This is a genomic window from Sphingomonas sp. (genome assembly GCF_042091075.1).
GTDB lineage: Bacteria > Pseudomonadota > Alphaproteobacteria > Sphingomonadales > Sphingomonadaceae > Sphingomonas.
Map to the genome: position 1 here is coordinate 1 of NZ_JBELIE010000078.1, position 11,671 is coordinate 11,671.

Sequence of the window (11,671 nt, forward strand, 5' to 3'; positions counted from 1 at the left end):
CGTGCCATTCCGCCTCGCAGTCAATTCGCGACTGTCGCCGAATCTTTATCTGGTCGCGCTGCGCGGGCAGGCGAACAATGTCGACTTCCGCACGCCGCAGGCGGCGCGGATCGTGCCCCAGGCGGGCGGTGGCTATCGACTGGAGCCGACACGGCTAGACTTCGACCGCGGCACGATGCGGCTCGCCGGGCGGTTCGGCGGGAGCACCACCGAAGCGCAGGCCCGGCTCGATCGTCTCGACCTTTCGCTGCTCAACGCGCTGGTGCCCAATCTCGGCGTCGGCGGGCAAGCGACCGGCAGCGTCGATTACGTGCAGCGTACCGGGCAGGCGATGCCCCAGGCGGACATGCGGCTCAACATCGCGAATTTCACCCGCTCCAGCCTGGCCAGCGTGTCGGAGCCGATCGACATCGCGATGCAGGGTCGGCTGACCGATGCCAATGGCGACCTGCGCGCGCTGTTCCGGCGTAACGACATGCCGGTGGGCCGCGTGGTCGCGACCCTGACCCCTAGCGGCAACGGCAGCTGGACAACGCGGCTGATGCAGGGGCCGCTGTCGGGCGGGATCCGTTACAACGGCCCGTCCGGCGTGCTGTTCAGCCTCGCCGGGCTTGCTCAGCAGCAATTGTCCGGTCCGATCGCGGTGGCGGCCGATTTCGGCGGCACGGTCAGCGCGCCGCGCATCAACGGGCTGATCCGCGCGGACAATCTGACCTATGAGAATGAAACCTACGGCACCCGCCTGACCGACATGCGTATCGGAGCGCGTTTCAATAACGATCGGCTTGATCTGACGCAGATGCAGGCGCGCGCGGGGCAGGGCACCGTACAGGCGCAGGGGACGGTCAGCCTCGCGGCGGCACAGGGCTTCCCGATGGATGTTCGCGTCGCGATGCGTAACGCGCAACTGGCGCGATCCGACGCGCTCGGCGCCACCGCGAGCGGCGACATCCGAATCCAGAAGAACGCGGACGGGGGGCTGATCAGCGGCACCGTCACCGTGCCGAACGCACGCTATCAAATCATCCGGCAGGGCGCGGCCGAAGTGCCCGAACTATCCGGTGTGCGGAAGAAGAGCGCCGTCCGTCAGCCGCGTCCCACTGATCGACCGACGGCCGAGCCGGTGGGGCTGTTCAAGCTCGACCTGCGCGTCCGCGCGGACAATCAGCTGTTCGTTTCCGGCATGGGTTTGGAAAGCGAATGGCAGATGGACATGCGCATCGGCGGCACTTCCGCCGCGCCGGTGATCACCGGCGGGCTGGACGTGGTTCGCGGCACCTATTCCTTCGCTGGCAAGCGTTTCGAGTTGCAGCGCGGACAGGTGCGCTTCCGGGGTGGTGCGCTGACCGATCCCGACATCAATATCCTTGCCACCACGACGAACGACAATGTGACGTTCAACATCGCGATCACCGGGACTGGCCAGCGGCCGCAGATCGCCTTCACCTCGACGCCGTCGCTACCGCAGGACGAGGTGGTCAGCCGGCTGTTGTTCGGCACCAATCCCGAGAACCTGTCCGCGACCGAGGCGATCCAGTTGGCGGCGGCGCTCAACTCGCTCCGCGGATCTGGCGGAGGGCTCAATCCGCTCGGCAAGTTGCGCTCGGCGACCGGGTTCGACCGGCTGCGGGTGCTCGGCGCGGATGAGGCGAGTGGGCGCGGTACGTCGCTGGCGGCGGGCAAATACCTGACCGACGATATCTATATCGAGATCGTCACCGACGCCCGCGGCTTCACCGCGACCCAGCTGACAATTGCGCTCACGCGGGCGATCAGCGTGCTGTCGCAAGCCGGCTCGTTCGGCGGGTCGAACGTGCAACTGCGATATTCCCGCGATTTCTGACGACAGCGGATAGGGCGAGGGAAAAAGGTTCTTTTCCGCTACTGACAACCCGGTTAGCATTGCCGTCGAGAGGAAATCGCATGAGCGAGCATATCGACGTCGTGATCGTCGGAGCGGGGCTGTCCGGCATTGGCGCCGCATGGCACCTGCAGGATCGCTGTCCGGGGCGCAGTTACGCGATCCTGGAAGCGCGCGCTGCGATGGGGGGAACGTGGGATCTGTTCCGCTACCCGGGGATCCGCTCCGATTCCGACATGCATACGCTGGGATATAGTTTTCGGCCGTGGACCGCGGCGAAGTCGATCGCGGATGGCCCGTCGATCCGCGCCTATATCGAGGATACCGCGCGCGAGAGCGGGATCGATCGCAAGATCCGCTACGGGCACAAGGTCATCGCTGCGCGCTGGTCGACCGAGAGCGCGACCTGGACGGTCGAGGCGTTGCGCGGGGATGGGTCGCGGGCCAGCTTCACGTGCAATTGGCTGCACATGTGCTCGGGCTATTACGACTATGATCGCGGACACAGCCCGGTTTTTGCTGGCCAGGATTCGTTCGCGGGCCAGATCGTCCACCCGCAATTCTGGCCGGAGGATCTGGACTATGCGGGCAAGCGGGTCGTCGTGATCGGCAGCGGCGCCACCGCCGTGACGCTGGTGCCGTCGATGGCGAAGAGCGCCGGGCATGTGACGATGCTGCAACGCTCGCCGACCTATGTCGTCTCACGTCCCGCGCAGGATCGGGTCGCCAACTGGCTGCGCGCCAGGCTGCCGTCCCGTACCGCTTATGGGCTGACGCGCTGGAAGAACGTCCTGCTCGGAATGTTCTTCTATCGCATGACGCGCAAGCGGCCGGAGCGGACCAAGGACAGGCTGATCGGCATGGTCCGTCAGCAATTGGGGCCGGACTTCGACGTCGCGACGCACTTCACGCCGCGCTACAACCCGTGGGACCAGCGGCTATGCCTCGTCCCCGACGCCGACTTGTTCGATGCGATCAAACAAGGCGTCGCCAGCGTCGAGACCGATACGATCGAGCGTTTCACGCCGCGCGGCATTCTGCTGACGTCGGGCAAGGAATTGCCCGCCGAGGTGATCGTCACCGCCACCGGGCTGGAGGTGTCGCTGATGGGCGGGATCGCGTTCGAGCGTGACGGGCAGCCGATCCGGCTGACCGATTCGCTGCAATATAAGGGGATGATGTTCTCCGAGGTGCCGAACCTCAGCTTCACCTTCGGCTATACCAATGCGTCGTGGACGCTGAAGGCCGATCTGGTGGCGATGTATATGTGCCGGCTGCTCAACACGATGGCGAAACGTGGGTTGCGGCAGGCGACGCCCCGGATCGGTGCCGACCCGGTCGCGCCGGAGCCGTTCGTCGATTTCACCTCGGGCTATATTCAGCGGGCACTGGACCGTCTGCCGCAGCAGGGTAATCGCAAACCTTGGAAACTGAACCAGAATTACGCGCTCGACGTGATGGCGCTGCGGTTCGGATCAGTGGATGACAGTATGGAATTTTCTAACCCCGCACCACAGCCGGGCAAGCGCGCGGCCTGACCGCAAGGGCCGAGGATCAGCCCTGAGAGGAAGGCCGGTATCACTGTCAAAGCAGCGATACCGGGCCGACCGTTATTACCAAGGCTTGATGCTATGGCCGTAAATCAGGGCGATAATGAACGCGAGCATGGCTGTCTCCCCGTTGTGCTCTGCCTCGTGCGGAGGCCTTTTATAGATAACGCGACATTAACCATGGTTCAACATCATTAACGTCCGATCCAGCATAATCGCCTCCGGATTTAAGCCATTCTTCAAGAGTTGTGCTTACCCCGAATGGCGATATGGCCAGTTCGTCCAAAGCTGCCGCGCCCATGCGCCTTCCCCGGGGCCCGTTCCCGATCGGTCGTTTACCGCGTCCGGCGTGGCGGTGCCGGCTCGCGGTGGAGATTGCGAATTTCGCGGCGCTCCGTCGCTCGCTCGGCACCGCGCGGGCGAATTTTTTGGGACACGATCTTGCCGACCGGCTTGCCGATACGCTGCCGAATGCGAGGCTTCACGTCGCCGGACAGCGGATGATCGAAGTCGATTTCGAGAGCGATACCGATGATGTGCTGGATGATACGATCCGGCGCGCCTACGCCGCCTGCGAAGATGCCTTCGACCTCGATGGCGAATGGCACCGGCTTTCGATACTGATCGGCGGCGCCTGTGGGCGCGCCGGCAGCGACGATGTCTTACTGGCCGAGGAGGCCGAGGCCGCGCTCGCCGAAGCGCGTCAGGGCGTCACGACGGTGCGACACACGCTCGACGATACGCGGGAAGCCAGCATTCAGCTTACCCAGGAAATCGATCGTGCACTCGATCGGGACGAAATGGTACTGATGTACCAGCCGAAGGTTCACGCGCGTAGTCAGGCGGTGGCGAGCGTCGAGGCGCTGATCCGCTGGCAGCATCCCGAGCGCGGGCTGATCCTGCCGGGCGATTTCATCACGGCGGCCGAGCGGGGGCAGCAGATCGATCGGATGACCCTGTGGACGATCAGCCGCGCGATCCGGGATCAGCGCGTGCTGCGCGCCTCCGGGCATGATCTGCGCGTGTTCATCAACATCTCGGGTCAGCTGCTTGCGGACGCGGCGTTCGTGCAGGCGGCGTGCAAGCTGATCGACGACGCGGGGGATGCCAGCATCGGGTTCGAGGTCACCGAAACCTCGGTCATCCGTGATCCCGCGGGCGCGATCGCAAACCTGAAGCGGTTCGATGCGATCGGCATCCGCATTTCGATCGACGATTACGGGTCAGGATTGTCGAGCTTGGCCTATCTGAAGCAATTGCCCGCGAGCGAGCTGAAGATCGACAAATTGTTCGTCACCCAGCTAACCAGTTCCAATCGCGATCCGTTGATCGTTCGCTCGACGATCGATCTGGCGCATGCGCTCGATATGGAAGTGGTGGCGGAGGGGGTGGAAACGCCAGCGGCGCTGGCGTTGTTGACGGTCATGGGCTGTGATCTGGTGCAGGGGTTCCTCATCAGCCGGCCGATCGGCCTCGACGCGCTGATCGCATTCCTGCGCGACGAAGGGGGCGCGCGCGCTGCCCGGCAAACGCGCCAGTCATTTCTTGAACTGGCCGGCGCATGGAAGCGCGGGTGATCGCGCGACGGCTGCTGGCGCTTATCGCGGTGCATGCAACGCTGTTGTTGTCGCCTGCCGCGTTCGCGAAAAATGCTACGGAGTTCGATGCGGATGTCGCGCGTGTAAAGGCGGTGATGCTCGCCGATCCCGCGCGCGCGATCGCGCTGGCACGCGTTTCGCGGGAGGAGGTACGGAACACCGCCGATCCCGACATGCGTCGTCGGCAGATCGCGACGAGCGAATGGTTGATCGGCGAGGGGTTCAATCGGATCGGGGCGGCGCAGCAGGCGCTACCGATCCTCCGTTCCGCCGAATCGGCGATGCTCGGTGCCGATGCGGATACGCCACTCCACGCCGATATTCTCCTCGCCTTGGGAGACGCGCTGACCGACTCCGGCGACGTGACGGCCGCGTTGCCCAAGCTTCAGCGCGCGCATGAGCTGTATCTGAAGTTCGATCAGACGCGGGGGCAGGCGAAGGCGCTGATCCTGATCGCGATGTTGTACAATCGCGCGCGCGATCACGAGAATGCGCTGCGCTATTTCGATCAGGCGATCGATGCCGCGGGGGGTGATCCCGGACTGACCCTGGCGATCTACAGCGGCCGGGGCGCTGCTTTCAATAGTTTGAACCGTTACAAGGCGGCCATCGACGCCTACCATCGTGCGCTGGCGATCGTGCGCGACATGAAGAGCGAAGCTCTCGAAGTGCAACTGCTCGGCGAGGTCGCCGATTCGCAATTGAAGCTGGGCCAGGTGGCCGCCGCCCGCCGGACGATCGACAAGGCGCTGCCGCTGGCGCAGGCACCGAGCATGGCGGCGTTCCGCGACCGTTTGTATGACGTCGCTGCGGCGGTGGCGTTGCGACAGGGCGATCTTGCCACCGCGCGGCGGCTGGTCGAACGGCGTTTTCAGGGCGTCGACCTTTCCACCACCGTCCTGGCCGACCGCGACGCTCACGACGTAGCCTATCGTACTTTCCTCGCGACGCATGACAATCAGCGCGCCCTGGCGCATCTTGCAGCGCTCAAGCGGCTCGACGATCAGGCGACCGAGATCGCGCGCTCCAACAGCGCGGCGCTCGCGGCGGCCCGCTTTGATTACGCCAACCAGGAATTGCGGATCACCCGGCTGAAGGCCGCCGATCTCGCGAAGACGGTGGCGTTCGAACGGTCGGCGGCACGCACCGAGCGGATGATTTTCATCGGCGTGGCGCTCACCGGAGGTGTGGTGGTCGGCTTGCTGGTGTTCGGCCTGGTGACGATCCGCCGCAGCCGCAATGAGGTGCGTGCCGCCAACGACGGGCTGGAGGCGAGCAATGCCGAACTGGCGAAGGCGTTGCGCGCCAAGACCGAATTCCTCGCAACGACCAGCCATGAGATCCGCACGCCGCTCAATGGCATTCTCGGCATGACGCAGATCATGCTGCGCGATACCGCGCTGGACGCGGCGATGCGCGAGCGCCTGTCGGTGGTCCATGGCGCCGGAACGACGATGCGCGCATTGGTCGACGATATCCTCGATGTCGCCAAGATCGAGACGGGCAAAATGACGATCGAGGCGCTCCCGATGGATCTGCACGCCACGATCGCGGATGCCGCGCGGCTATGGCGGGATCCGGCGATCGGCAAGGGGCTGGCCTTCCGTACCCATCTGTCGGAGGCGCCACGCTGGATCGTGGGGGACCCGGCGCGCCTACGGCAGATCGTTTTCAACCTGCTGTCGAACGCGGTGAAATTCACCCATCAGGGCTCGGTCGATTTGACGATCGCGGGCATCGACGGGCAATTGCGGCTGGAGGTGACCGACACCGGCATCGGCATCGCCGAAGAAGCTCACGATCTGATCTTCGAATCGTTCCGACAGGCGGATACGGGAACGACGCGCCAGTTCGGCGGTACCGGGCTGGGTCTGTCGATCTGCCGTAATCTGGCTCGCGCCATGGGGGGCGACGTCTTGGTGCGCAGCCGGTTGGGCGAAGGGGCGACGTTCACGCTGGACCTGCCGCTGATCGAGGCGGAGGCGCCGGACGTTGTTGTCGAGCGCCCCGCGGTATTGATCGTGGAGGCGAATCCGATCACGCAGGCGATGCTGCGGCAGTTGTTCGTCGATCTGGGCAGCGTCGCCTTCGCCGCGCCGGCCGATGTTCCCGCGGCGATCGCACGATTGCGTCCGCATCGGCTGCTGATCGATTCCGCGACGCTGGGCGATGCGCCGCTAGCCCCTATCGTGGCGGCGGCGGAAACCGTTCCTATCGCGCTGCTGACGCAAAAATGCGATGAAATACAGCGACTTCACTATCTCTCCTCGGGCGTTGCACATGTTATCGAACGCCCGGTGACGAAAAAAGCGCTCGCCGCTACGGTAGCAAGTCTCGGATCGCCGCTTGTGCTTCAGGCGGCATAGGTTAGAGGAATGTCCGTTACGGATGTGAAAGAACGAGGACGAACCGTTTTCGCATGTCGGCCATGAACGTTCTTTTCATCGAGGACGACCGGATGAACCGGCGTGTCGTGCGCGATATGCTCGACGTCGCCGGCGCCGTGATGGTGGAGGCGGAAAGCGCCGAGATCGGGCTGGGCCTGATCGACAGCAACGATTTCGACATGATCCTGGTCGACCTGCGGATGCCGGGGATGGACGGTATCACGGCGATCGGGCACATCCGGGCGCGGACCGATCACAAGGCGCGCCTTCCCATTATCGTCGTCACCGCCGATACCGCGGTCGACCTGCGCCAGCGCTGCCTCGATGCCGGGGCGGACGACGTGATCTTCAAGCCCGTCGCGATGGACGCGCTGTTCGAGGCGATGGGCCGCCTGCTGGCCGATGGCGACGACGAACTGATCTAGGCCGGTCGCGGCCCGGCTGTTTCGGGCGGGCGGGGGCAGTTGGCAACGGGCAGGGCGCCGCGTTGGAAACGCCTTATCGTCCCCCTGGTCGCAGTGCCGCTGCCAGCGATGTCGTGCCGCTGCCGCGACGCGCCGGCTGCGGCTGGTCGGGTGAGGGAGACCAGCCGGTCAGGAAAACGATCTCGAACCGCTCCGAGGTGCGACCATCCGGGTCCGCGTGGCGCGCGAACGCCACCGAGGCGCGGGCGAGCGCGGCGCGGTGCAGCGGATGGCGAGCGGACAGCACGTTCGCCGCCGCCATGCCGCGCAGATCGTCGATCAGTCGCCCAAGCCCACCGTACCGCACCGTCAGGCTTTCCTTGTCAGCAACGGGCAGCGCGAACCCGGCACGCAGCAACAGGTCGCCCGCCGAACGCACGTCGATCTGCGGGTGGAGCCGCGCCACCGGGCGGTCTTGTTCTGCCTCGCGCAGCGCGGCGCGTAGCATCGGCAGGCTGCCCGCCCCGATGAAGGCACCAAGAAACAGCCCGTCGGGACGCAATACACGCCGGATCAGCGTCAGCGCGCCCGGCAGGTCGTCAACGGTGTCGAGCGTGCCGGCGGCGACGACCAGATCGAAGCTGCCGTCCGCGAACGGCAAGCGATCCTCGTCCATCTGAACGCCGGCCGCCGCCCGTGCGAAGGCGAAGCCGGGATCCGCACGCAATATCTTCGCCCCGGACGGCGGCACGAATGCCGCGTCGAAGCAACCCACATCGAGTATGTCGGCAAAGGAGCGTTTCACGGCCGATAGCCGGTCGGCAATACCATCGAGCATGGCGACGCGAAGAAAATCGTGATCGGCAAAGTGGTTGGCGGCGCGATCGCGTTGGCGTCGACGCGCGCTGGCGGAGAAGATGGCGGGCGTGTCCATGACGAGCGCCGCCTTGTGCCGTGTTGCGCGACGCCTCACAAGGCCGACGTGCCGTTCCGCCACCTGCTCGATCTCGTCTTGCCGCCGCGTTGCCCAGGATGTGGCGCGATCGTCGAGGGCGCGCACCGTTTCTGCGCGGTCTGCTGGGGCGGCTTGCGGTTTCCGGGGCCGCCGGCGTGCGCGCGCTGCGGCGTGCCATTCGATGTGGATCGCGGAGCGGGGGCGTGTTGCGCGACCTGCCTTCGCACCCCGCCGGCACATGCGGGTGTCGCGGCAGCCGTCGCATATGGGGACGTGTCGCGCGCGTTGGCGCTCAAGCTGAAATACAATGGCCGTGCCGCCTTCGCGATCACGGCGGCGCGGCTGATGCGGCGGCACCTGCCGGCCGATGCGGAGATGCTGATCCCGGTGCCGCTGCATCGCTGGCGACTGTGGTCGCGCGGGTATAATCAGGCGGGGCTGATCGCGGACGCGCTGTCTCGCCTGTCCGGCGTGCCGACTGCGCATCGCCTGCTGATCCGTACACGCGCGACGGCGCCCTTGCGCGGGGCTGATCCAGCCGCGCGGGCGAAGACGGTGCGTGGTGCCTTTGCGGTGGCGACGCCGGCGGCGGTGGCGCGGCGCCGGATCGTGTTGATCGACGATGTATACACCACCGGGGCGACGACGGATGCCTGCGTTGCCGCCTTGCGGCGTGCCGGGGCGGCGTCGGTGGCGATCCTCGTCTGGGCGCGGGTGCTGCCGTCGGATTCGTCAGCGGATTGACTTACGCCGCGCCTGACCACACCTATCCCCCATGGCAAAGGTAGAAATCTACACCAAGGCATTTTGCCCTTATTGCGCCCGCGCGATGAACCTGCTGGCGAGCAAGGGCGTCACACCCGAGGAAACCGACATCACGATGGACGGGGGCAAGCGGCAGGAGATGATCCAGCGCGCCCAGGGTCGAACGACGGTGCCGCAGATTTTCATCGACGGCACGCACATCGGCGGTTCGGACGATCTGGCGGCGCTGGAACGCGCGGGCAAGCTCGATCCGATGCTGGCGTGATCGTCTTCGATCTGCGGTGCGAGGCGGGGCATGTGTTCGAAACATGGTTCCAGTCTAGCGCCGCCTATGACGAGCAACAGGCGCGCGGCCTTGTCACTTGCCCGATGTGTGGCACGACCGGCGTCTCCAAGGCGGTGATGGCGCCGAATGTCGGCGCCAAGGGCAATCGTGCCTCGGCGGCTGCGGCGCCCGATGCCGCCGCGCTGTGGCGGGCGCTTGCGGCGGCGCAGGCCGATGCCTTGAAATCGTCGCGCTGGGTGGGGCGCGATTTCGCGACCGAGGCGCGGGCGATGCATGCCGGGGAACGGCCCGATACGCCGATCCACGGCCAAGCGGATGCCACCGAAGTAAAGGCTCTGGTGGAAGAGGGGGTGCCGATCGCTCCGCTGATCATTCCCGTTACGCCGCCCGAGCAATTGAACTGAACGGTGATCGCGTGGCCGGCTGCCGATATGGCGCGCGGCAGCCCGCCGCGGCCAAGCGCCGCATGATATCGCCACCACCAGCGGACGGAGTGGCGCGTCGCCGGTTGTCACGCGGCGAAGCCAGGCCGGTGCCGATCTGGCCGCTGGCCGTCGTTCTGGGCATCGGCTACGCGACCGCGCGGTGGCGTATGGCCAGAGGGAAAAGGGGAACGACCGGCTGACGATGTCGTGCGCGGATCCCGCCTAGATATCGACAGGCGTCCGAGTTCTGGCCACCGACAGCCTTCCGTCGGCTGCGATCGATAGCGTCAGCTCGGCATAATCGGCGAAGCAGGGGTGGTCGGTCGCGAGCGGATGGGCATGAGTGGCGGTGACGACCATCACGTCCGCTCCCGCTGCCTCACCCGCGGCGATCCCCGCCACGGCATCTTCGAACACGAGGCAGCGATCGGCCGGGAAGCGCAACCGCTGTGCCGCCAGCAGGAAGCAATCGGGGGCGGGCTTGCCTTTCGAAACGTCGTCGGCGGTGACGATCAGCGCGGGCGGCGTGATTCCCGCCGCTGCCAGACGCCGTTCGGCAAGGGTGAGGGGCGCGGAGGTAACGATCGCCCATCGCTCCGCCGGCAATCGCGACAGGAAGTCGATGGCGCCGGGGATCGCAACGACATCGGCGACATCATCCATTTCCGCTTGCAGCAGCCAGTCAAACTCTGCGTCCGCATCGGCGTGCGGCGCGAAGCGGCGGATGGTTTCGATCGCCCGCACGCCATGCATGACGCGGAACAGCTCGTCGCGATCGACGCCGTGGCGCATCGCCCATTCGCTCCACACGCGCACGGCCGAGGGGATGCTGTTGATGATCGTCCCGTCCATGTCGAACAGGAAGGCGTCGTAGCGTCGCGCCCCCTCGCTCACGCGCGGTTCGCAGCCGACAGCACCGCGCGCACGCTGGCGGTGGCGATATCGGTGTCGATCCCGATGCCCCAGATGGTCCGCCCGTCGCCGGTACGGCATTCGAGATAGGCGACCGCCTGCGCACCGGCGCCATGGCCGATGCCATGTTCGCTATAGTCGATCACGTCGAGCGATGGCCCGGTGCTGTCCGCCAGGGCTGCGATCACGCCTGAGATCAATCCGTTGCCACGCCCGGAAATCGACCGTTCCTCGCCGTCGATCGACAATCGCCCGACGAACACACGATCCCCCCCGGCGCCGCGCTCGTCATAGTCGCGCAGCACGAAGCGCGCGCTATCGCCTGTCAGATAGGCGCGCTCGAATGCGCCCCAGATATCGGCGGCGTTCAACTCGCGGCTCGTCTCGTCCGCCAGCGCCTGCACATGACGGCTGAAATCCGCTTGCAGCCGCTTGGGCAACCGCAGACCCTTGTCCTGCTCCAGCACCCAGGCGACGCCGCCCTTGCCGCTCTGTGAGTTGACGCGGATCACCGCCTCGTAGCTGCGT

General features: G+C 65.9%; 11 protein-coding genes and 1 pseudogene. 9 read left to right on the forward strand and 3 right to left on the reverse strand.

Annotated features, from left to right (window positions below; genetic code table 11):
* The 5 genes from ACFDSW_RS09440 to ACFDSW_RS09460 all read left to right on the forward strand — a co-directional run.
* Positions 1 to 1,843 (forward strand): translocation/assembly module TamB domain-containing protein (locus ACFDSW_RS09440; RefSeq protein ID WP_375250037.1); only part of this gene is annotated, 1,843 nt, incomplete at its 5' end.
* An 80-nt stretch (positions 1,844 to 1,923) separates the two neighbouring features.
* Positions 1,924 to 3,399, forward strand: a complete 1,476-nt coding sequence (locus ACFDSW_RS09445; protein WP_375250038.1) for a flavin-containing monooxygenase — start codon at positions 1,924 to 1,926, stop codon at positions 3,397 to 3,399.
* A 380-nt stretch (positions 3,400 to 3,779) separates the two neighbouring features.
* The gene (locus tag ACFDSW_RS09450) at positions 3,780 to 4,988 is read left to right on the forward strand and encodes an EAL domain-containing protein (RefSeq protein WP_375250039.1); all 1,209 of its coding nucleotides are present in this window, start codon (positions 3,780 to 3,782) and stop codon (positions 4,986 to 4,988) included.
* Positions 4,973 to 7,375: an ATP-binding protein gene (locus ACFDSW_RS09455; protein WP_375250040.1), complete on the forward strand. Its 2,403-nt coding sequence runs from the start codon at positions 4,973 to 4,975 to the stop codon at positions 7,373 to 7,375. Before ACFDSW_RS09450 ends, ACFDSW_RS09455 begins: the two co-directional genes overlap by 16 nt.
* Before the next feature lie 62 nt (positions 7,376 to 7,437).
* Complete coding sequence (locus ACFDSW_RS09460; protein WP_375250041.1) at positions 7,438 to 7,821, forward strand: response regulator; 384 nt, start codon at positions 7,438 to 7,440, stop codon at positions 7,819 to 7,821.
* A 73-nt stretch (positions 7,822 to 7,894) separates the two neighbouring features.
* On the opposite strand, the gene ACFDSW_RS09465 is transcribed toward ACFDSW_RS09460, so the two are convergent.
* Positions 7,895 to 8,734: a class I SAM-dependent methyltransferase gene (locus tag ACFDSW_RS09465; protein ID WP_375250042.1), complete on the reverse strand. Its 840-nt coding sequence runs from the start codon at positions 8,732 to 8,734 to the stop codon at positions 7,895 to 7,897.
* 48 nt (positions 8,735 to 8,782) lie between these two features.
* Here ACFDSW_RS09465 and ACFDSW_RS09470 point away from each other — a divergent pair.
* The 4 genes and pseudogenes from ACFDSW_RS09470 to ACFDSW_RS09485 form a co-directional block, all read left to right on the forward strand.
* Positions 8,783 to 8,914, forward strand: a pseudogene (locus ACFDSW_RS09470) (double zinc ribbon domain-containing protein); the annotation flags it as partial.
* Positions 8,915 to 9,028: 114 nt separating this feature from the next.
* Positions 9,029 to 9,499 (forward strand): ComF family protein, encoded by a 471-nt coding sequence (locus ACFDSW_RS09475; protein WP_375250047.1) that lies wholly within the window; start codon positions 9,029 to 9,031, stop codon positions 9,497 to 9,499.
* Positions 9,500 to 9,530: 31 nt separating this feature from the next.
* Positions 9,531 to 9,785 (forward strand): glutaredoxin 3, encoded by a 255-nt coding sequence (gene grxC, locus ACFDSW_RS09480; protein WP_375250043.1) that lies wholly within the window; start codon positions 9,531 to 9,533, stop codon positions 9,783 to 9,785.
* Positions 9,782 to 10,210 carry a DUF1178 family protein gene (locus tag ACFDSW_RS09485; RefSeq protein ID WP_375250044.1) on the forward strand — a complete coding sequence of 143 codons (429 nt, stop codon included), beginning with the start codon at positions 9,782 to 9,784 and terminating at the stop codon, positions 10,208 to 10,210. The genes grxC and ACFDSW_RS09485 overlap by 4 nt, the downstream gene beginning before the upstream one ends.
* A gap of 243 nt (positions 10,211 to 10,453) precedes the next feature.
* Here ACFDSW_RS09485 and ACFDSW_RS09490 read toward each other — a convergent pair whose 3' ends face one another.
* A complete protein-coding gene (locus ACFDSW_RS09490) occupies positions 10,454 to 11,125 on the reverse strand; it encodes an HAD-IA family hydrolase (protein ID WP_375250045.1) in 672 nt (223 codons plus the stop codon).
* On the reverse strand, positions 11,122 to 11,671 hold a 550-nt coding region (locus tag ACFDSW_RS09495; RefSeq protein ID WP_375250046.1), incomplete at its 5' end, for an alpha-isopropylmalate synthase regulatory domain-containing protein. The genes ACFDSW_RS09495 and ACFDSW_RS09490, both read right to left, overlap by 4 nt.

Coding starts and splice junctions, on each gene's coding strand:
- ACFDSW_RS09445 (WP_375250038.1), top strand. CDS start 1,924: ATGAGCGAGCATATCGACGTCGTGATCGTCGGAGCGGGGCTGTCCGGC.
- ACFDSW_RS09455 (WP_375250040.1), top strand. CDS start 4,973: ATGGAAGCGCGGGTGATCGCGCGACGGCTGCTGGCGCTTATCGCGGTG.
- ACFDSW_RS09460 (WP_375250041.1), top strand. CDS start 7,438: ATGAACGTTCTTTTCATCGAGGACGACCGGATGAACCGGCGTGTCGTG.
- ACFDSW_RS09465 (WP_375250042.1), bottom strand. CDS start 8,734: ATGGACACGCCCGCCATCTTCTCCGCCAGCGCGCGTCGACGCCAACGC.
- grxC (WP_375250043.1), top strand. CDS start 9,531: ATGGCAAAGGTAGAAATCTACACCAAGGCATTTTGCCCTTATTGCGCC.